The organism is Streptomyces sp. NPDC058619 (genome assembly GCF_042717785.1).
GTDB lineage: Bacteria > Actinomycetota > Actinomycetes > Streptomycetales > Streptomycetaceae > Streptomyces.
Window position 1 is genome coordinate 36,512 of sequence record NZ_JBHXQN010000014.1, and the last position, 19,241, is coordinate 55,752.

Annotated in this window: 18 protein-coding genes; 5 read left to right on the forward strand and 13 right to left on the reverse strand. The window is 73.3% G+C overall.

Annotation, left to right across the window (positions count from 1 at the left end; translation table 11 throughout):
- Positions 1–57: 57 nt before the first annotated feature.
- The gene (locus ACFWTC_RS16285) at positions 58–1,926 is read right to left on the reverse strand and encodes an NHL domain-containing thioredoxin family protein (RefSeq protein WP_383929737.1); all 1,869 of its coding nucleotides are present in this window, start codon (positions 1,924–1,926) and stop codon (positions 58–60) included.
- A gap of 134 nt (positions 1,927–2,060) precedes the next feature.
- On the opposite strand from ACFWTC_RS16285, the gene ACFWTC_RS16290 reads away from it, so the two are divergent.
- Entirely contained in the window at positions 2,061–2,615 is a 555-nt protein-coding gene (locus ACFWTC_RS16290) for a Uma2 family endonuclease (RefSeq protein ID WP_384027656.1), read from the forward strand.
- Positions 2,616–2,632: 17 nt separating this feature from the next.
- Here ACFWTC_RS16290 and ACFWTC_RS16295 read toward each other — a convergent pair whose 3' ends face one another.
- Together ACFWTC_RS16295 and ACFWTC_RS16300 are read right to left on the reverse strand one after the other, a co-directional pair.
- Entirely contained in the window at positions 2,633–3,154 is a 522-nt protein-coding gene (locus ACFWTC_RS16295; protein WP_383929732.1) for a DUF4240 domain-containing protein, read from the reverse strand.
- Positions 3,155–3,203: 49 nt separating this feature from the next.
- A complete protein-coding gene (locus ACFWTC_RS16300; protein WP_383929729.1) occupies positions 3,204–4,004 on the reverse strand; it encodes a hypothetical protein in 801 nt (266 codons plus the stop codon).
- A 32-nt stretch (positions 4,005–4,036) separates the two neighbouring features.
- On the opposite strand from ACFWTC_RS16300, the gene ACFWTC_RS16305 reads away from it, so the two are divergent.
- Complete coding sequence (locus ACFWTC_RS16305; protein ID WP_383929726.1) at positions 4,037–4,534, forward strand: LURP-one-related/scramblase family protein; 498 nt, start codon at positions 4,037–4,039, stop codon at positions 4,532–4,534.
- Positions 4,535–4,678: 144 nt separating this feature from the next.
- Here the strand turns inward: ACFWTC_RS16305 and ACFWTC_RS16310 are convergent, their stop codons facing one another.
- A complete protein-coding gene (locus ACFWTC_RS16310) occupies positions 4,679–5,458 on the reverse strand; it encodes a carbon-nitrogen family hydrolase (RefSeq protein WP_384027654.1) in 780 nt (259 codons plus the stop codon).
- Between the two features lie 150 nt (positions 5,459–5,608).
- Between ACFWTC_RS16310 and ACFWTC_RS16315 the strand changes: the two genes are divergently transcribed.
- On the forward strand, positions 5,609–6,433 hold the full coding sequence (locus tag ACFWTC_RS16315) for a maleylpyruvate isomerase family mycothiol-dependent enzyme (protein WP_383929720.1): 825 nt from the start codon (positions 5,609–5,611) through the stop codon (positions 6,431–6,433).
- Between the two features lie 46 nt (positions 6,434–6,479).
- On the opposite strand, the gene ACFWTC_RS16320 is transcribed toward ACFWTC_RS16315, so the two are convergent.
- Both ACFWTC_RS16320 and ACFWTC_RS16325 read right to left on the reverse strand, forming a co-directional pair.
- Positions 6,480–7,832: a nitrate/nitrite transporter gene (locus ACFWTC_RS16320; protein WP_383929717.1), complete on the reverse strand. Its 1,353-nt coding sequence runs from the start codon at positions 7,830–7,832 to the stop codon at positions 6,480–6,482.
- 11 nt (positions 7,833–7,843) lie between these two features.
- A complete protein-coding gene (locus ACFWTC_RS16325; RefSeq protein WP_383929714.1) occupies positions 7,844–8,494 on the reverse strand; it encodes a GntR family transcriptional regulator in 651 nt (216 codons plus the stop codon).
- A 214-nt stretch (positions 8,495–8,708) separates the two neighbouring features.
- Here ACFWTC_RS16325 and ACFWTC_RS16330 point away from each other — a divergent pair, with 214 nt between their 5' ends.
- On the forward strand, positions 8,709–9,899 hold the full coding sequence (locus ACFWTC_RS16330; protein WP_383929711.1) for a DUF418 domain-containing protein: 1,191 nt from the start codon (positions 8,709–8,711) through the stop codon (positions 9,897–9,899).
- Here ACFWTC_RS16330 and ACFWTC_RS16335 read toward each other — a convergent pair.
- From ACFWTC_RS16335 to pdhA, 7 genes are all read right to left on the reverse strand, one after another.
- Entirely contained in the window at positions 9,883–10,206 is a 324-nt protein-coding gene (locus tag ACFWTC_RS16335) for a hypothetical protein (RefSeq protein WP_383929708.1), read from the reverse strand. The two genes, ACFWTC_RS16330 and ACFWTC_RS16335, sit on opposite strands and share 17 nt — an antisense overlap.
- An 18-nt stretch (positions 10,207–10,224) precedes the next feature.
- On the reverse strand, positions 10,225–12,108 hold the full coding sequence (locus tag ACFWTC_RS16340; protein WP_383929705.1) for a C1 family peptidase: 1,884 nt from the start codon (positions 12,106–12,108) through the stop codon (positions 10,225–10,227).
- Between the two features lie 386 nt (positions 12,109–12,494).
- Positions 12,495–13,259, reverse strand: coding sequence for a hypothetical protein (locus ACFWTC_RS16345; protein ID WP_383929702.1), 765 nt, complete (start codon positions 13,257–13,259; stop codon positions 12,495–12,497).
- Positions 13,260–13,344: 85 nt separating this feature from the next.
- Positions 13,345–14,298 carry a GNAT family N-acetyltransferase gene (locus ACFWTC_RS16350; protein WP_384027652.1) on the reverse strand — a complete coding sequence of 318 codons (954 nt, stop codon included), beginning with the start codon at positions 14,296–14,298 and terminating at the stop codon, positions 13,345–13,347.
- A gap of 237 nt (positions 14,299–14,535) precedes the next feature.
- On the reverse strand, positions 14,536–15,942 hold the full coding sequence (locus tag ACFWTC_RS16355; protein WP_383916080.1) for a dihydrolipoamide acetyltransferase family protein: 1,407 nt from the start codon (positions 15,940–15,942) through the stop codon (positions 14,536–14,538).
- A 31-nt stretch (positions 15,943–15,973) separates the two neighbouring features.
- Positions 15,974–16,954, reverse strand: a complete 981-nt coding sequence (locus tag ACFWTC_RS16360) for an alpha-ketoacid dehydrogenase subunit beta (protein WP_267725136.1) — start codon at positions 16,952–16,954, stop codon at positions 15,974–15,976.
- A 5-nt stretch (positions 16,955–16,959) separates the two neighbouring features.
- A complete protein-coding gene (pdhA, locus tag ACFWTC_RS16365; RefSeq protein ID WP_383916067.1) occupies positions 16,960–18,168 on the reverse strand; it encodes a pyruvate dehydrogenase (acetyl-transferring) E1 component subunit alpha in 1,209 nt (402 codons plus the stop codon).
- Between the two features lie 325 nt (positions 18,169–18,493).
- On the opposite strand from pdhA, the gene ACFWTC_RS16370 reads away from it, so the two are divergent.
- Complete coding sequence (locus tag ACFWTC_RS16370) at positions 18,494–19,156, forward strand: response regulator (protein ID WP_384027650.1); 663 nt, start codon at positions 18,494–18,496, stop codon at positions 19,154–19,156.
- The last annotated feature ends 85 nt before the right edge of the window (positions 19,157–19,241 follow it).

Below are 19,241 nucleotides of genomic sequence, written 5' to 3' on the forward strand. Positions count from 1 at the left end.
GGGTTCCGTCGTACGGGCCCTCGGTCCGCCTACCCGTCGTACGGGCCCTCGGCCCGCCTACGCGTCGTCGTCCATGCCGGCGAGGACGAGCGGGAGACGGGCCGCCCCGCCGGGGACGACCGTCACCGGCACGCCCCAGTCCTGCTGGTGGACGTGGCAGGCCGGGTACTCGTTGGCCGGGTCGTCGTCGCAGGACGCCGCCATCGCGGACACGTGCAGGACGCCCTCGGTGACCTGCGGGTTCAGCTCCAGCTCCCGGAACAGGTCCGTCCCGGCCCCGTCGCCGCCCGCCAGCAGCTCGGGCGGGGTCGAGGAGACCAGCAGGCGGGTGGACGGCCCGTAGCGGGTGTCGAGCTTCTGCCCGGCCGGGGCCTGGAAGACCACGTCGAGGCGGAGCGTGCCGGGGGCCACCTCGGTCGCGGCCCGCTGCGTGCGGTGCGCGACGGCGTCGACCCGTACGGCCTCCTCCGGGAGCCGCAGCCGGGTCAGCCGGTGCCGGGCCGACTCGACGACCACGATGTCCCCGCCGACGAGGACGGCGTCGCTCGGCTCGCGCAGATCGGTCGCCAGGGTGGTGACCTCGCCGGAGGCGGGGTCGTAGCGGCGCAGCGCGTGGTTGTACGTGTCGCAGACCGCGACCGAGCCGTCGGGCAGGGCGGTCACACCCAGCGGGTGCTGGAGCAGCGCCTGGGCGCAGGCGCCGTCCCGGTGCCCGAAGTCGAACAGCCCGGTTCCGACGGCGGTGGTGACGGCGTACCCGCCCCCGGGGCCGTCAGCGCCGTCGCCGTCGGCGGGGTGGACGTACCGCAGGGCGCTGGTCTCGGAGTCGGCGACCCACAGCCGGTCCCCGGCGGCCGCGAGCCCGGACGGCTGCGCGAACCACGCCTCGGCGGCCGGCCCGTCGTGCAGGCCCTCGTTGGTCGTGCCGGCCGCGACCCCGACCGTCCCGGTCTCGGGGTCCCAGGTCCACAGCTGGTGGACGCCGGCCATGGCGATCCACACCCGGCCGCGCCACCAGGCGACGTCCCACGGCGAGGACAGGTCCACGTCCAGGGCCGGCCCGGAGGTCGGCGAACCCTGCCACCACTGGCGTCCGGTCCCGGCGACGGTCTCCACGGCCCCCGTGGCGGGGTCGAAGCGGCGCAGCGCGTGGTTGACGGTGTCGGCGACGACGACGGTCCCGTCGGGCAGCAGCGCCAGCCCCTGCGGCTCGCTGAAGGCGTCGGGGCCGAACCCGCGCTCGCCGCTGCCGATGCGGCGTACGACGCGCTCCCCGTCGGCGGCCAGCTCGACCAGCTGGTGCCGCGTCGAGTCGGACACCAGGAAGTTCCCGGAGGGCAGCAGCAGCGCCTTCCCGGGGAACCTCAGGTCGCTCGCCACCGGCTCGGGCGCCACGTACGGCCCGTCCCCGCGCCGCAGCGTCCCCTTGGCGTCGTGCTCGGCCTCCAGCTCCTCGACGAGCCGCGCGATGGCGTGCGCGTGCCCCTCACCGGCGTGCTGGGCGACGACGTACCCCTCGGGGTCGATCACGACGAGCGTGGGCCAGGCCCGCACGGCGTACTGCTTCCAGGTGGCGAGCTCGGGGTCGTCGAGCACGGGGTGGTGCACCTCGTACCGCTCGACGGCGTCGACGACGGCGGCGTGCTCCGCCTCGTGCACGAACTTCGGCGAGTGCACGCCGATGATCACGACGGTGTCGCGGTGCTTCTCCTCCAGCTCACGGAGCTCGTCGAGGACGTGGAGGCAGTTGATGCAGCAGAATGTCCAGAAATCTACAACAACGCACTTACCTCGCAGGTCGGCGAGGGTGAGCTCTTTGCCTCCGGTGTTGAGCCAGCCGCCCTTGCCGATCAGCTCAGGGGCACGGACACGGGCACGGCGGCGGGGCGCGGGCGCAGGGGTGGGCGCCGGGGCAGCATCGTTCATTCTTCAAGCTTGCCATCCGGGTATGAACACCGGATCACGCGCGTACGGCGACGCCGACTCCACCCGCAGGGGTGACGACGCGCGGCCGCGCCCCGTGCGAGCCTGGCGGCAGGCAGCGAAGGAGGGAGCGGACCATGACCGCCGCGCACGACTACAGCGAGGGCATCGATCCCGAGCGTGCCCTGAAGTACGTCATCCAGCACTTCCTCGGGGACCGGACCGAGATCGTTGAAGGAGTCATCTCTCACGTGACGCCGAGTTGGGACCACGAGAACGCGGCCGAGGAGATCCGTGACCAGATCAGGCCGCGCGTCAAGGAGCTGGACTGCGTCACCGGGTCGGGCAACCTCGATCTGCCCGATTCGCCGAACTGGTACGTCCCGGATCTCGCCGTGGCGCCGAAGGAACTGGCCAAGGGAGGCGGGGCGCTGGTCCCCGACCAGACCCTGCTCATCGTCGAGATCACCTCCCAGTCCAACGCCGAGACCGACCGCGTCGTCAAGCGCAAGCGGTACGCCGAGTACGGGGCCCCGCTGTACCTCCTGGTCGACCGGACGGACAAAACCGTCACGCTGTTCGCCGGCCCCGGGCGGCTCGGGTACACCAAGGTCGACGGGCCGCACCCGTTCGGGACGGCCGTACGGCTGCCCGAGCCGTTCGGGATCGAGCTGGACACCAGCGGGCTCTGAGCCCGCGCGGGCGCGGGCTAGTCGAAGAGGGCGCTCAGGTGGGGGAGGCGGGCGGCGGTCTGCGGGGTGTCGCCGAAGTCGAAGTCCCAGGCCGGGTCCAGCGGCGGGTAGGCGATCGTGAACGAGTCCGCCGGGAGTTCGCGGCCGGTCGCGGACGCGTACGCGGTCCAGGCGATCGTGAGGGCCCGCTCGTCCCACAGGTCAAAGCCCTTCCGGGCCGCCTCGCGGACCGCCGGGAGGTCGGCCAGGGAGTCCGGGTCCGCCAGGGCCGCGGTGAAGGCGGCCTCGCCCTGGGTGAGGAGCCAGCCGCGGAAGTGGTCGAAGCCGTCGTCCGAGCAGCCGCCGTTGATGACGTACGCCGCGGCCCAGAGCGGGCTGCGGTAGGAGTCCGCCAGGAGGTCCCACAGCACCTGCTGGGCGGCCGCGATCTCCGTCTCCGGGAAGGCCGCGAGGAGCTGCGACGTACGCGCCGCGACCTCGTCCGGGCCGGCCTCCGCGCGGGCCGTGTCGATCAGCTTCCAGAACGTCTGCTTGTCCATGGGGTGAGCCTCGCAGCCGGGTCTGACATCGGACCCCGCCGGCCGGACGTCAGGCGCCGAAGGTGTGGAGGGAGCGGGCGAAGGCCTCGACGAAGGAGTCCCGGACCGGTTCGGGGAGCAGGTCGAGCGAGAGGTACGGGTTCAGGTCCTCCAGCTCCACCAGCAGCAGTTCGCCCGACGGCGCCCGGCAGGCGTCCACCCGCTGGATACCGTGGTCGAGGGTGTTCCAGGCGATGAACGCACGGGCGAAGTCCAGGTCCGCCGCGGTCGGTTCGTAGGGCGTCAGCTCCCAGCGGCGGGCCGTGTCGGGGGCGTACAGGGCGTACTGGAAGGCGTCGTCGACGAAGTAGAAGGACACCTCGTACGCGAAGTCGATGCGCGGCTGGATGAGGATCTCGCCCGCCGGGCCCTGCGGGGCCGCGGTGAAGGTGAGGCCGATGGAGTCGGCGCCCTGTTTGGGCTTCACCGCGTACTCGGCCACCCGGGGCAGCTCGCAGACGCGCGCGGGATCGTCGACCGTCGGGATGACGGGGTAGCCGGCGGCCGTCAGGTCGAGGAGGTACTGCTTGCCGGCCATGTCGCCGCTGCCGGTGAGCGGGTTGTAGACGGGCGTCCCGGCGGCGAGCGCGGCGGACCGGAAGGCGTCGTAGGCCTCCTGGTAGTGCAGGACCGGTCCGCTGTTGCGGACGACGACCGCGTCGAAGCCGGCCATCAGGGCGCGGGCGTCCCCCGGATGGCACAGGGCCACGTCGAAGTGGGCCCGCAGCCGGGAGGTGAGGAATATGTCCTCGTCGCAGTAGCGGCGGCCGCGCGCCGGGTACGCCAGGTCGGTCACGTAGAGCAGAGGCATGACAGCAACCTATCGCGGGCACGGATCAACGCATGAAATACCTCGTACGGGACAAATTGCTGGCCCTCGGCGACGACTACTGGATCGAGGACGAGGACGGCCGCCACGCCTTCCTCGTCGACGGGAAGGCGCTGCGGGTCAAGGACAAGCTGGAGCTCAAGGACCCGGACGGGCAGATCCTGATCACCCTGCGGGAGAAGCTGTTCTCCTTCCGCGACGCGATGACCCTGGAGCGGGACGAGGAACGGCTCGCGGTGATCCGCAGGAAGCGGTTCTCCCTGCTGCGCAACCACTTCCGCGTGACCCTGGTCGAGGGCACGGAGCTGGACGTCAGCGGGCGGATCCTGGACCGGGAGTTCAAGGTCGAGTACGACGGGGAGCTGCTCGCGCTGATCTCGCGGCAGTGGTACCGGGTGCGCGAGACCTACGCGGTCAACGTGATCCGGGAGGACGCGGACGCGGCGCTGCTGATCGCGGTGGCGGTGTGCGTGATCCGCATGGCGGAGAAGGAGCGGGAGGACGACCTCTGACGGGGGTGGACCCGCGCCGCGGCCCGTCCGGCCCGGGGTGGATGCGGCCGGAGGACACCCGCCCGGCCGGGCGGGCGCAGGCCGCCGCCGCCCCCGGGGCGATGCCCCCGGCGGGACGGGCGACGCCCCCGGCCCCCACGCGCGTCAGTGGTTCAGGCGGCGGTCCTTCAGGGCCGGGAACTGGGCGCGGGTCTCCACCACCTTCGCCGGGTCCAGGTCCACCGTCAGCACGTCCTCGCCCGGCCCCGCCTCCGCCAGGACCTCGCCCCAGGGGTCCACCACCAGGCTGTGTCCGGCCTGCTCGACCCCCGCGTGCGTACCGGCGAGGCCGCAGGCCAGTACGTACGCCTGGTCCTCCACGGCCCGGGCCCGGCTGAGCAGGGTCCAGTGCGAGCGGCGGCGCGCCGGCCAGCCCGCCGCGACGACCAGCGTCGTCGCCCCGGCGTCGACCAGGCCGCGGAACAGCTCCGGGAAGCGCAGGTCGTAGCAGGTGGCGATGCCGAGGGTCTGCTCCGGCAGGACCACCGTGGTCAGGGAGTCGCCCGGCGACATGAGCACGGCCTCGCCCTGGTCGAAGCCGAACCGGTGGATCTTGCGGTACGTGGCGGCCAGCTCGCCCGCCGGGGAGATCACGAGGGCGGTGTTGTAGAGCGAGCCGTCGCCCGCCCGCTCCACGATCGAGCCCGCGTGGAGCCACGCTCCGGCGTCGCCCGCCGCCTTGGACATGGCCTCGAAGGTCGGGCCGTCCAGCGGCTCGGCCTCCGTCTCGAACTGTTCGTAGGCGAAGGCCCCCACGGTCCACAGTTCGGGCAGCACGACGAGGTCGGAACCCGCCTGCTCCCGTACGAGGTCGGCCACCCGGGACCGCCGGGAAGTCACCGACTCACCGTCGTTCACCGCGATTTGGATCAGCGAGGCGCGCACACTACCACCGTCCTGGCATTCAAGCCGTCAACTCGGGCCTACGATCGTCACACGAAAGCACTGCCGGGGTGCTCACCGGCAGCGTAGTTTTGGAAACCAAGCCCACAGCTTCCAAAAACGCGCCATTGAACAGCACCGCGAGGGGTCCCGTTGACCGTCCATCCCAGCCTTCAGCCCTATGCCGACGCGTGGACGCATTCCATCGAGGCGATATCCGAGCTGGTCCTCCCGCTGCCGGAGGGCGAGTGGAACCGGGCGACCCCGTGCCCCGGCTGGTCGGTCCGTGACGTGGTGTCACACATCATCGGCATCGAGTGCGAGCAGCTCGGGGACCCGCGGCCGATCCACACCGTGGCGCGGGACCTGCGGCACGTGGTCGACGAGTTCACCCGGTACATGGAGGTGCAGGTCGACGTACGGCGCCACCACACCGCGCCGGAGATGACCTCGGAGCTGGAGTACACGGTCATCCGGCGCATGCGCCAGCTGCGGAACGAGAAGCGGGATCCGGCCACGATGGTGCGGGGGCCGCTCGGGGAGCAGGTGACCCTGGAGGAGGCGCTGCGGATGCGTGCCTTCGACGTGTGGGTCCACGAGCAGGACCTCCGCCAGGCGCTGGGCCGGCCCGGGAACTGGGACGCGCCGGGCGCGTTCGTCGCGCGGGACATGCTCCTGGCCGGGCTGCCGAAGGTCGTCGCGAAGAAGGCCGGCGCGCCGGCGAACTCGGCCGTGGTGCTCGACGTGCACGGTCCGCTGGAGTTCATGCGGACGGTACGGGTCGACGCGCAGGGCCGGGGCACGCTCGACAAGGCGCCCTCGCTGGGCCCGGCCGTGACGCTGACCCTGGACTGGGAGACGTACGTACGGCTGGCGGCGGGCCGGGTGCGGGCGCACACGGTCGCCGACCGGGTGAAGGTGGAGGGCGACGCGGAGCTGGCGAACGCGATCCTGACGCGGTTCGCCGTCACCCCGTAGCCGCCGCCCCGGCCGTACGGACACCCCGTAGCCGCCGCCGCGGCCGTCACCCCGTGGCCGGCGCGGGTTGCGGAGCCGCGGCGGGGCCGGCCGGGGCCGGCACCGGTGTGCGCAGCTCCCGTTCGCGGGCCAGCGCGCGGCCGCGTAGCCGGAGGATCCGGCTGACGCCCAGCGCCTCCAGGACGAACACGGTCGAGAAGGCGATGCGGTAGTTGTCGCCGGTGGCGTCCAGCAGGACGCCCACCACCAGCAGGGTGGTCATCGTCGCGAGGAAGCCGCCCATGTTCGTGATGCCGGAGGCGGTGCCCTGGCGTTCCGCCGGGTTGGCCGGGCGCGCGAAGTCGAAGCCGATCATCGAGGCCGGCCCGCAGGTGCCCAGCACCAGGCAGAGCGTGACGAGCAGCCACATCGGCGCCCGGTCGCCGGGGTAGACGAGGACGGCGGCCCACAGCGAGGCGGTCAGCCCGACCGTGCCGAGGGCGAGCGGGAGCCGCGCGGACTGGCGGCGGCCGACGAGCTGCCCGTAGACCAGCCCGAGCGCCATGTGCGAGACGACGACGAGCGTCAGCAGCCCGCCCGCGGTGGTGCGCGACAGCCCCTGCGCCTCCACGAGGAACGGCATGCCCCACAGCAGCAGGAACACCATGGCCGGGAACTGCGTGGTGAAGTGCACCCACAGGCCGAGCCGGGTGCCGGGCTCCCGCCAGGACGAGGTGATCTGGTGGCGCACGAACTCCCCGGAGGCCCCCGCGCCCTTCCCCGGCTCCCGCTCCCGTTGGCGCTCCCGCGGCGGCGGCCCGTACCCCTCCGGGTGGTCCCGCAGGAACAGCACCAGCGGGACCAGGACGACCAGCCCCGCCCCCGCACTGCCCGCGAACGCCGCGACCCAGCCGACGCCGTGCAGTACGGGCGCCAGCACCAGCGTGGAGACCAGGTTGCCCGCCATGCCGACGAGCCCGGCGAGCTGCGCCATCAGCGGCGCGCGCCGGGCCGGGAACCACCGGGTGCCCAGCCGCAGTACGGAGATGAAGGTCATGGCGTCGCCGCAGCCCAGCAGGGCGCGGGCGGCGAGGGCCATCCCGTACGAGGGGGACAGCGCGAAGCCGAGCTGTCCGGCGGTGAACAGGACGGCGCCGAGCGTCAGCACCTTCTTGGTGCCGAGCCGGTCCACCATCAGGCCGACGGGTATCTGCATGCCCGCGTAGACCAGCAGCTGGAGGAGGGAGAAGGCGGACAGCGCCGAGGCGTTGACGTGGAAGCGGTCGGCGGCGTCGAGTCCGGCCACGCCCAGGCTGGTACGGAAGATCACCGCGACGAAGTACACGGCGACGCCGATGGACCAGACGGCGACGGCCCTGCGCCCGCCCGGGGGGTCCTTCACGGCCGGCCCGGTGCTCATCGGCCCGGTGCTCATCGGCCCGGCCCCCGGACCAGTGCCTCGACCCGGCCGATGTGGCCGCGGACCGCCGCGGCGGCCGCCTCCGCGTCCCCGGACCGCAGCGCGTCGAGGATCTCGGCGTGCTCGGCCAGGGTGCGCTCGACCCGGTCCGGGTGGGCGTGCAGCAGGGCCACGCCCATCCGCAGCTGCCGGTCGCGGAGCTGGTCGTAGAGGCGGCACAGGATCCGGTTGCCGGCGCTGCGCACGATCTCGGCGTGGAAGCCCCGGTCGGCGGCCATCAGCGCGGGGAGGTCCCCCGAGGCCGCGTGCCGGCGGTGCTCCTCCAGCAGCGCCGCGAGCCGGTCCAGCAGCCCGGGGGGCGCGGGCACGGCCCGGCGTACGGTGAACTCCTCGACCAGCAGCCGGGTTTCGAGCACGTCGGTGATCTCCTGCACGGAGACCGGCAGGACCAGGGCGCCCTTCTTCGGGTACAGCTGCAGCAGCCCCTCGGTCTCCAAGCGCAGCAGGGCCTCGCGGACCGGCGTGCGGGAAACCCCCACGGCGTCGGCGAGTTCGCCCTCGGTGAGGAGGGTGCCGCCTTCGTAGCGCCGGTCGAGCACGCCCTCCTTGACGTGCCGGTAGACACGGTCGGCGGCGGTCACGGTACTGCTGGCGGCTGGCATGCGCACAGCATAGATACAACAGGGGTGCAAGCCGGCGCCCGGTCCAGGATGCGGACCGGCCGAGGGTCGCCGGGCCGGCCCAGGGTCAACCCCGACGGGGCGCGCAAGGAGACCCGGAAGGGGCCGGAAAAGGGGCTCGCTGCACCGAAGGGTGTAGTGCGGCGTCGTCCGCCCGCACGACGTGCGCGGCCGCTCCCGCCGGGACGCTGGAGCCATGGCCGACATCCTGCTCACCCCCGCCGTGGCCGCGAAGGCGAGCCGCCGCCTGCCCCTCCTCGACGTGCTGCGCGGCGCCGCCGTCCTCGGCACGCTCATGACCAACGTGTGGATCTTCGCCTCGCCCGGCTCGGAGTGGGCAGTCCTCCAGGGCGGCCTCGGCGCGGGCGACCCGCTCGCCGACCCCTCCGCCGCCACCATCGCCGAGACCGTCTTCCGGGCCGTCGCGGACGGCAAGTTCCTGGCCCTGCTGACGGTCCTCTTCGGCGTGGGCCTGGCCGTCCAGTACGACTCCGCGGCCCGCCGCGGACAGCCCTGGCCCGGCCCGTACTGGCGGCGCGCCGCCTTCCTCTTCGCCGAGGGCACCGTCCACTTCCTGCTCGTCTTCGCCTGGGACGTGCTGATGGGGTACGCGGTCACCGCGCTCCTCGTCGCCCGGCTCCTCGCCCGCTCCGAGACGGTCCGCCGCCGGGTCATGTGGGCGGCCGGCGGGGTGCACCTGGCCCTGATCTCCCTGCTCACGCTCGCCCTGGCGGCGGACGGGTCCGAGGGAGCCCCCGAGGGCCCGGACCCGGACGCCGTCGCCCTGTACGCGCAACGAGGCTGGGGCGACCAGATCGCCTTCCGCGCGCAGAACCTCGCCGCCCTGCGCATCGAGCCCGTCATCACCTTCGGGCTGCTGGTCTTCCTCTTCCTCCTCGGCGTACGGCTTTACCGCGCGGGCGCCTTCGCCGACACCGCCGCCGGCCGCCGCGTCCGGGGCCGGATGGCCGCCTGGGGGCTCGGGCTGGGGCTGCCGCTGACCGCCGCGACCACCCTCGGCGGCGAGGACTTCTTCCTCCTGGGCCGCTACGCGGTCGCCCCGCTGGTCGCCGTCGGCTACATCGGCCTGATCGGCACCGCCCTCGACCGCCTGTGGATCCCCCGCCCGCTGACCGGCGCCCTCTCCGCCGTCGGCCGCACCGCCCTGTCCTGCTACGTCGCGCAGAACGTGCTCTGCGTCCTGCTCTGCTACGGGATCGGCCTGGGCCTCGCCGAACGGTTCGCCGGGCACGGCCCCTGGTGGGTGATGGGCCTGTGGGCGGCCGTGGGCCTGGTCCTGGCCGCCGGGTCGTGGCTGTGGCTGCGCCGGTTCGAGCGGGGCCCCCTCGAAGCCGTGCAGCACCGGGTGCTCAGTGCCCGGCGCTGACCTCCACGTCCAGCACGAACTCGTCGTACGGGGCCTCCTGCGGGTAGGCCGGCCGCACCTGCGCGAAGCGGATGCGGGCCCGGCCGCCGGGCGGGCGGCCCCGTACGACGTACGACCGCTCCACCGCGGCGCCGGGGGCGGGCGGGGCGGGGACCGGCAGGCCGGTGACAGCGACGCCCTCCGCGACCGCCACCGCGTCGGCGTCGCCCGTGACCTGCCAGGTCCACACGTACCCGCGCGCCCCGCGCCCGGTGAGCCGCAGCTCGTACGCCTCCCCGGGGTCCAGCGCGATGCTCCGTACCTCCACCGGGCTCCTTCCCGCGCCTCAGACGGGGCCGATGACGGCCCCCTCGTGCCAGCCGGCGCCGTCGCGCCAGTAGTGCTGGAGCAGGCGGTCGGTGCGCAGGGCGACGACTTCCAGGTTGAACCCGAAACTGCCCTGGAGCATCCCGGTGACCGCGAGCACGTCGTGCCCGAAGACCGCGCTGCGGCTCCAGGCCGAGCCGGAGGCGTTGCCGCGCCACCAGTGCTCCACGCGCCCGCCGGCGACGGCCACGCACAGCTCGTAGTTCCCGGCGGTGTCCTCGTCGGCGGCCCCGTACTGGCCCTCGATCAGGCAGGGCGCCGAGACGGCCGCGGCGCCGAAGACCTCCCCGGGCCGCCAGGCGAAGCCGTTCGCGTCGTCCCGCCACCACAGCTGCATCCGGCCGTCGGTCCGGGCGGCGACCAGGTCGAGGCGCCGGGAGCGGGTCTGGACCAGGGCGGGGCCGTGGTGGGCGATGCCGGAGGCGAAGCGACCGCCGTCGTTCCACGACCAGGGGGCCCCGTTGATGCGCCACCAGTGGTTCAGCCGGCCGTCGGCGGTGCGGACCACGGCCTCGAAGTTGCCCGGCTTGCCGTAGTCGCTCTGGATGAACCCGGGGGTGGCGCCGAGCGCCGCGTCCCCCGGGCCGAAGGCGCCGCCGTCGCGCCAGACGCGGGCGGACTGCTCGAAGTACCAGTGGCGCAGCCGGCCGCCCGTGGTCACGTGCAGGGACTCCATGTTGCGGTTGTAGGTGCTGCCGGTGAAGGCGGGCTGCCCGGAGGCGTCGTGCGCGAAGGCGTCGGCGCTGGTCCAGGCGAACGGCGCGTCGCCCTCGCGCCACCAGTGCTGGAGGCGGCCGCCGGTCGTGGTGGCGAGGAGCTCGAAGTTGCGGTGGGCACGGCCGTTGCCGCTCTCGTAGACGTTGCCGGCGTGCAGGCGGCGCTTGCTCCACGGGTCGACGTTGGTGCCGCGCAGGCCGCACTTGGCCCAGTGGTCGATGTTGACCTCGCCGTAGGCGATCCGGCCGTAGCCGCCGACGTGGTAGCCCGTGCCCCAGGAGTTCTTGAACAGCCAGCAGCCGGCCGCGTCGTCGTAGCCGACGATCAACACGCAGTGTCCACCAGCCAGTTGTCCGGCCGTGTGGTGGTAGACGCCGGAGCCGAGGGCGAAGAAGTCGTCGTACACGTCGAAGCAGGCCGTCAGCGGGCCCACCGTGTCCAGCCAGACCTTCTGCTGCTCCACGTCGCCGAGCCGGACGTAGTCGGTGATCCGTACGGTCCTCCCCGACCGGTCCCAGCTCGGCGTGTACTCGGCCCGCCAGGCGTCGCGGCGGGCGGCGGGCAGGCCCGGGGGCGGGGTGCTGTACGGCCAGCAGTCCGGGTCGGCGAGACCGCCGTTGGCCTTGACCCAGTCCAGGGCCGTCTCGGGGTTGCTGCCCTGCCCGCACGTGAACTTGAGCCCGTCGTGCACGTCCCCCTCGGAGCGCTCGGCCCAGACACAGTGCTCGATCCGGGCCATGGACTCCACCAGCCCCGCCGCGCCGAAGGCCCAGCAGGAGCCGCAGGGGTTCTGGTCCTTCACCTTGCTGATCCAGGGCCACCCCCAGCGCCCGCGCCAGTCCACGGCCGCGGGCCGGGCCGCGGCGGCCGCCGCCCCGGGCAGCAGGCCGTGCGCGGCGCGCCGCCGGGTGAGGTGCGGATTGCCGCTCTCCCGTCCGACCAGCGCGCGGAGGTCGACCGTGCCCGCGTCCTCGGCGGTCGTCAGGTTCACCCCCGGCTCCAGGCCGAGCGCGGGCCGCGGCAGCGGCTCCGCGTCGGCCAGGTGCTCCAGGACCGACCACCGCGCCCCGTACGCCGTGAGCCGCGCCCGCAGCTCCCCCACCGTCTGCACGGTCTCCTCCGGCATAGCGGCCCCCCAGCTGCAACCGTTTGATGCGAGACACGGGAGCGTCCCCCGACCGGAGAGGGGCGTCAAGGGGGTCCGAGCGGTCGCGCGGAGGCACGGGGGGCGTGCCGCTCCGGCTCCGCCGGGGGCCGGGGGACGGGGTGGCGCCGCCGCGGTTCCGCTACCGGGCGGGCGGCGCGGGGTCCGGCTCAGTCACCGCCGCCGCCCCCACCGCCGCAGGAGTGGCCACCGTCGCCCGGGTGGCCGGCGCGGTCCCCCCGCGAGGAGGGCCGTCTCGTACATGTCCACCGTGTCCACGCCGAGTTGATGTCCGCCGCCCGCCCCGGCCGAACCACGGGGACCCGTATTCAGAGGCAGACCTGAGGTTCCGTCAGGCGGCCATTGGCTCACGGCAGTCGGGGTCGTACCGCGGCCCACTCGTCCACCGCCTCGGCCAGCGGGTCGGAGTCCGTGAGGTGCGGTCGGACCAGGACCAGCCAGGGGAGCAGGTTCTTGATGCGGCGCAGGTGCAGGATCCGCGCGCGCGGGAGGTCCCGCCAGGCGCGGGCCTCCGCGGCGGCCGCCCGCGGGGTCAGGTCGATCAGCGCCAGCAGCTCCCGGCACAGGGCCGCCGGGTCGCCGCCGCGTCCCGGGCCGAACTCCCGGATCAGGTAGCCCCGTACGGCCGCCAGCTCGGCCCCCCGGACCAGCGCGTCGGCGCCTTCGGCCCGCGCGCAGCGGTCGGCGGCGGCCAGCGCCACCCGGCCCCAGCGCAGCCGGATCCCGTCCGGCGCCCGCTCGTCCCGCATCCGTCCCGCGGCCAGGGTGTGCAGGGACCGGGGCCGGGGCTCGTCGCCCAGCGGCGGGCCGGTGGCCAGCCACTCCTCCAGCACCTCCAGCGAGTGGCCGTCCGGCGGCACCGCCGTCAGCACCTGGCCCCGGCTGAGCAGGGCCACCACGGCGCCCGTGAGGTGGACCCTCGCGATGTGTCCGGCGTCGAAGGAGGCGACGGTCCGCCCGTACCGCTCGATGCGGCGCAGGCCCAGCCGCAGCTCCCCCGCCGCGTACACCTGTCCGGCGCGCGCCACCCCGCCCACGCACCGGACCACGCACACGCCGCCCGTGACGTCGGCCTCCTCGACGGAGTACACCTGCAATTCGGCTATCGGCACGCCGGGAGGGTACCGCCTCGGGGTACGGAAATCCCCTACGGAGCCGGGATCCCCGGCGCCCGGCACGAACGCGCCGCTCCCCGCCTCACCCGGCCGGGTCTTCGAGGACGAGGCGGATCTCCGTCACCTCGTACCCGGCCCGGTCGAAGGCCGCCGCCATCGGCACGTTGACGGTGTCGGTGGTCGCCGTGACGCGGTCGGCGCCCGCGGCCGCGTGGAAGCGGGTGATCTCGGCGAGGACCTCGTCGATCAGCCCCTTCCCGCGCTGCTCCGGTACGACGCCCAGGTAGCCGACGTTGCGGTGGTACGGGGTCGCGGACGGGACGGCCAGGCCCGCGAGGGTGCCGTCGGGCAGGTGCGCCAGGCGCCACCAGGACCGCTCGCCCGGGCAGTCGAGGTAGAACGCCATGTCCTCGCGGGCCAGTTCCCCGGCGTCCTTGGCGAGCAGCTCGGTGCGGGTGGCCAGGTCCAGGCTGCCCCGGGAGAGCCGGGTGAAGGCGTCCAGGAACTCCTCGTCGGTGCCGTCGCGGAAGACGAGCCGGCCGGTGGGCGGGGCGGTGCCGGCCGCCGGGGTCCACTCGTAGCGCAGCCGCTCGATCTCCCGGGTCAGCCCGGTTGCGTACGCGGCCTCCCGGCGCCAGGCGACCGCCGCGGCGGCGGCCGGGTCGGTTCGCCAGCCCCGGGGCAGCGAGAGGTGGTAGCCGGGGCGGTTGCCGAACGCGGCGTGGCCGGCCTCCAGCAGTCCGGCGGCCACGGCGGCCGGGTCGGGGACGCCGGCCCCGACCTGGAGGCAGTCGAGCGCGACCGGTCGCTCGCTGTCGGCGCGGCCCCACCACAGGGCGCGCCCGAGGACGCGGCCGTCCCCGTCCTCGGCGAACCAGGTCCACTCGGGGCGCATCCGGTGCGCGGCGAACTCCTCCCGGACCTTCCCGGCGGTCAGCGCGGTGACGGGACCGTCGGCCGGCCAGGACGCGGCGCGGTCCAGGTCTGCGGGGTGGGCGGGGTCTGCGGGGTCTGCCTTGGCGGCGCGGAAGAACATCCGGCGATGATCACACGGGCCGTTCCCGCAGGCCAGGGGTTTACAGCGGCCCGCTGGGGCCCGGCGGAAGGCCCCGGCGAGAGGCCCGCCCGGCCCTGACCCGCCGGGCCCGCCGGGCCCGCCTGACCCGCCCGGCCCGCCCGTCGCGCGGGTACGGGCCCCGCGCCGGCCCGTACCCACACGTATGGCCGGCCTCCAGGAGCGGAAACCGGCCATGCGTGCGTACCGACTGCGGTGCTACGCCCAGGTGACGAGGCGGCGCGGGTGTTCCAGGACCGCCGCGATGTCGGCCAGGAAGCGGGAGCCGAGCTCGCCGTCGATCAGACGGTGGTCGAACGACAGCGCCAGCGTGGTGACCTGGCGGGGCTTCACCTTGCCCTTGTGGACCCACGGCTGGAGCTTGATCGCACCGACCGCGAGGATCGCGGACTCGCCGGGGTTGATGATCGGCGTACCGGTGTCGACGCCGAAGACACCCACGTTGGTGATGGTGAAGGTGCCCTGCTGCATGTCCGCCGGGGAGGTCTTGCCGTCACGGGCCGTGGCGACCAGCGAGGACAGGGACTCCGACAGCTCGCCGAGGGTCTGGGCGTGGGCGTCCTTGATGTTCGGGACGATCAGCCCCCGGGGGGTGGCCGCCGCGATGCCCAGGTTGACGTAGTGCTTGAGCACGATCTCCTGGGACCCCTCGTCCCAGGACGCGTTGACGTCCGGGTTGCGGCGGATCGCCACCAGGACGGCCTTGGCGATGAGGAGCAGCGGGTTGACGCGCAGCCCCGCCAGGTCCGGATCGGCCTTGAGCTCCTGGACCAGCTTCATCGTGCGGGTCACGTCGAGCGTGATGAACTCGGTGACGTGCGGCGCGGTGAACGCGGAGCCGACCATGGCCTGGGCGGTGACCTTGCGGACGCCCTTGACCGGGATACGGGTCTCCCGCGCCCCCGGCACGACCGCCACGGCGGCGGCCGGGACGGAGGCCCCGGCGGCGGCCGGAGCGACGGCCAAAGCCGCGGCCGGGGCGGGTGCCACGGCCTGCGGGGCGATCGCCGCGGCGGCCGCCGCGTGGACGTCCTCCCGGGTCACGACCCCGCCGTCCCCGGTGGGCACCACGAAGGACAGGTCGATGCCGAGGTCCTTGGCGAGCTTGCGCACCGGCGGCTTGGCCAGGGGCCGTTCCGCGGCGGCGCAGGCGCTGCCGTTGCCGTTCGTCTGCGCCGGGACGGCCGCCGCGGGCGCCGCCGGAGCGGGGGCCGCCGCCGTGCCGTTCTGCGCGGTCGTGCCCGCCGGGGCCTTGCGCGGGCGGCGCTTGGTGGAGGCGGTGGAGACCCCGTACCCGACCAGCACGGGCTGGCGGGCGGCGGGGGCCGGCTCCTCGGCGGCGGCCGGGGCCGCCTCCTGGACCGGGGCCTCCGAGGCGGCGCCCGGGGCGGTCTGCACGGAGATGATCACCTGGCCGACGTCGACCGTGGTGCCCTCCTCGAAGAGCAGGGCGTGCACGACACCGTCGAACGGGATCGGCAGCTCCACGGCGGCCTTGGCCGTCTCCACCTCGCAGACGACCTGGCCGTCGGTGACCGTGTCACCCGGCTGGACGTACCACTTGAGGATCTCGGCCTCGGTGAGGCCCTCGCCCACATCGGGCATCTTGAATTCGCGGATCGTCACAGGGCTCTCCTCAGTACGCCAGCGAGCGGTCGACGGCGTCGAGCACCCTGTCCAGGCCGGGCAGGTACTCGTCCTCCAGGCGGGCCGGCGGGTACGGCGCGTGGAAGCCGCCGACGCGCAGGACCGGGGCCTCCAGGTGGTAGAAGCACCGCTCCGTGATGCGGGCGGCGATCTCCGAGCCCACGCCGAGGAACACCGGCGCCTCGTGGACGACCACGAGCCGGCGGGTCTTCTCCACCGACGCCTGGATGCCGTCGAAGTCCACCGGGGACATCGAGCGCAGGTCCACGACCTCGACCGACTTGCCCTCCTCGGCGGCGGCCGCGGCGGCCTCCAGGCAGACCTTCACCATCGGGCCGTAGGCCGCCAGGGTGATGTCCGAGCCCTCGCGGGCCACCCGGGAGGCGTGCAGCGCCTCCGGGATCGCCTCGACGTCGACCTCGCCCTTGTCCCAGTAGCGCCGCTTCGGCTCGAAGAAGATCACCGGGTCGTTGCTGAGGATCGCCTGCTGGAGCATCCAGTAGGCGTCCGAGGCGTTGCTCGGCGAGACCACCTTCAGGCCGGGGACGTGCGCGAACAGCGCCTCCGGGGACTCCGAGTGGTGCTCGACCGCGCCGATGCCGCCCGCGTACGGGATGCGGATGACGACCGGCATCTTGATCTTGCCCAGGGCGCGCGCGTGCATCTTCGCGAGCTGCGTGACGATCTGGTCGTACGCGGGGAACACGAAACCGTCGAACTGGATCTCCACGACGGGCCGGTAGCCGCGCAGCGCGAGCCCGATCGCCGTGCCGACGATGCCCGACTCGGCGAGCGGGGTGTCGATGACCCGCTCCTCGCCGAAGTCCTTCTGCAGTCCGTCGGTGATCCGGAAGACGCCGCCGAGCTTGCCGACGTCCTCTCCCATGATGAGGACCTTCGGGTCCGTTTCCAGGGCCTTGCGCAGCGACTCGTTGAGCGCCTTCGCGAGCGACATCTTCTCGATGGCCATGGCGGTCACTCCCCACCCTCGAAGGACGCGAGGTAGGCGGCGAACTGCGCGCGCTCCTCGTCGACGAGCGCGTGCCCGTCCGCGTAGACGTTCTCGAAGATCGCCATGGTGTCCGGGTCGGGCATGGCCCGCACCGCCTCGCGCACGCGCTTGCCCAGCGCCTCGCTCTCGACCTCCAGCTCGGCGAAGAACGCCTCGTCGGCGCCGCCGGAGGCCAGCAGGTGGGTCTTCAGGCGCAGGATCGGGTCCTTCGCCTCCCAGGCCGCCGTCTCCTCGTCCCGCCGGTACTTCGTCGGGTCGTCGGACGTCGTGTGCGCGCCCATCCGGTACGTGAACGCCTCGACCAGCGTCGGGCCCTCGCCGCGGCGCGCGCGGTCCAGGGCCCAGCGGGTCACGGCCAGACAGGCCAGCACGTCGTTGCCGTCGACACGGACGCCCGGGAAGCCGAAGCCCTGGGCGCGCTGGTAGAGCGGTACGCGCATCTGGCGCTCGGTGGGCTCGGAGATCGCCCACTGGTTGTTCTGGCAGAAGAACACCACGGGGGAGTTGTAGACGGCCGAGAACGTGAACGCCTCGGCGACGTCTCCCTGGCTGGACGCGCCGTCGCCGAAGTAGGCGATGACCGCCGAGTCGGCGCCGTCCTTGGCCACGCCCATCGCGTAACCGGTCGCGTGCAGCGTCTGCGAACCGATGACGATCGTGTACAGGTGGAAGTTGTTGATCGTCGGGTCCCAGCCGCCGTGGTTCACACCGCGGAACATGCCGAGCAGGTTGGTCGGGTCGACCCCGCGGCACCAGGCCACGCCGTGTTCCCGGTAGGTCGGGAAGACGTAGTCCTCGTCGTTCAGCGCCCGCGCGGAGCCGATCTGCGCGGCCTCCTGGCCGAGGAGCGAGGCCCACAGGCCCAGCTCGCCCTGGCGCTGCAGCGCGGTGGCCTCGCCGTCGAAGCGACGGGTGAGGACCATGTCGCGGTAGAGCCCGCGCAGGTCCTCGGTGGTGATGTCGGCGACGAAGGGCGCGAATTCCGCCAGCTCGGCGCTGCTCGTGGCGTCGACCCGGTCCCCCTCGGGCGTCAGCAGCTGTACGAGCTGAGGTACGGCGTCCTGCGTCTGTGCGGTGGCAGCGGCGGTCTTGCGGGCGCTTGCCGCGCCTGCCGCCCGCTTGGTGCCACTGCTGCGTCGCGGCTTGCGCGCGGCAGTGCTCTCCACGGTCACGTGTGCTCCTCCGTCGGTCCGGCACCCGGGTTCTCCGGGGTCCAGTGCGGCTCACCTGCGTCCCGACCCGCGCACGGGGTGGGTGCGCGTCCGGTACGGGATTCAGGCGTGACAGGTGCCCCGGCGAGTGCCCTGCGCAATGCACGTTACCCAGTACGCCGCATAACTGCGAAACCCCGTTTGACCTGCGTTTTTGCTTGGATTTCCAAGTAAATCCGCGGAACCGGGAACACGTACTGGTCACAGCCTTGCAGGGGGCCGGAACAACGGCACGTTATCCCGGGTAACCCCGGCAGGGAAGGGGTGAGTGTGTGAAACTGACTTCGTGCGCGAAGACGGAAAAATCAAGGTATTCCTCCTGGACGACCACGAGGTGGTGCGTCGGGGCGTTCATGAGCTGTTGTCGATCGAAGAGGACATCGAGATCGTCGGTGAGGCCGGTACCGCCGCCGACGCCCTGGTCCGCATCCCCGCCACCCGTCCCGACGTGGCCGTCCTCGACGTTCGCCTGCCGGACGGCAGCGGCGTGGAGGTGTGCCGCGAGGTGCGCTCCCAGAACGAGGACATCAAGTGCCTGATGCTGACCTCGTTCGCCGACGACGAGGCACTGTTCGACGCGATCATGGCGGGTGCCTCGGGCTACGTCCTGAAGGCGATCCGGGGGAACGAACTGCTCGGCGCCGTACGTGACGTCGCGGCCGGCAAGTCCCTGCTCGACCCGGTGGCGACCGCCCGGGTGCTGGAGCGGCTGCGCGACGGCAAGAATGGGAAGGGCGACGACCGCCTCTCCAACCTCACCGACCAGGAGCGCAAGATCCTCGACCTGATCGGCGAGGGCCTGACGAACCGCGTCATCGGCGAGCGGCTGCACCTGGCCGAGAAGACGATCAAGAACTACGTCTCCAGCCTGCTGTCGAAGCTGGGCATGGAGCGGCGCTCCCAGGCCGCCGCGTACGTCGCCCGCCTGCAGGCGGAAAAGCGCCGCTGACGCGGGGGCTCCGCCGACGGAGGAATGGTTCCATTCGGGACCAACGTCCCCGATCATGGGGGCGGGATCCTCTTTACCGCCGACG

Excerpts from the sequence above, each read along its gene's own strand:
- ACFWTC_RS16285 (WP_383929737.1), bottom strand. The coding sequence starts at position 1,926 with ATGAACGATGCTGCCCCGGCGCCCACCCCTGCGCCCGCGCCCCGCCGC.
- ACFWTC_RS16290 (WP_384027656.1), top strand. The coding sequence starts at position 2,061 with ATGACCGCCGCGCACGACTACAGCGAGGGCATCGATCCCGAGCGTGCC.
- ACFWTC_RS16295 (WP_383929732.1), bottom strand. The coding sequence starts at position 3,154 with ATGGACAAGCAGACGTTCTGGAAGCTGATCGACACGGCCCGCGCGGAG.
- ACFWTC_RS16300 (WP_383929729.1), bottom strand. The coding sequence starts at position 4,004 with ATGCCTCTGCTCTACGTGACCGACCTGGCGTACCCGGCGCGCGGCCGC.
- ACFWTC_RS16305 (WP_383929726.1), top strand. The coding sequence starts at position 4,037 with ATGAAATACCTCGTACGGGACAAATTGCTGGCCCTCGGCGACGACTAC.
- ACFWTC_RS16320 (WP_383929717.1), bottom strand. The coding sequence starts at position 7,832 with ATGAGCACCGGGCCGGCCGTGAAGGACCCCCCGGGCGGGCGCAGGGCC.
- ACFWTC_RS16325 (WP_383929714.1), bottom strand. The coding sequence starts at position 8,494 with ATGCCAGCCGCCAGCAGTACCGTGACCGCCGCCGACCGTGTCTACCGG.
- ACFWTC_RS16330 (WP_383929711.1), top strand. The coding sequence starts at position 8,709 with ATGGCCGACATCCTGCTCACCCCCGCCGTGGCCGCGAAGGCGAGCCGC.
- ACFWTC_RS16340 (WP_383929705.1), bottom strand. The coding sequence starts at position 12,108 with ATGCCGGAGGAGACCGTGCAGACGGTGGGGGAGCTGCGGGCGCGGCTC.
- ACFWTC_RS16350 (WP_384027652.1), bottom strand. The coding sequence starts at position 14,298 with ATGTTCTTCCGCGCCGCCAAGGCAGACCCCGCAGACCCCGCCCACCCC.
- ACFWTC_RS16355 (WP_383916080.1), bottom strand. The coding sequence starts at position 15,942 with ATGCCCGATGTGGGCGAGGGCCTCACCGAGGCCGAGATCCTCAAGTGG.
- ACFWTC_RS16360 (WP_267725136.1), bottom strand. The coding sequence starts at position 16,954 with ATGGCCATCGAGAAGATGTCGCTCGCGAAGGCGCTCAACGAGTCGCTG.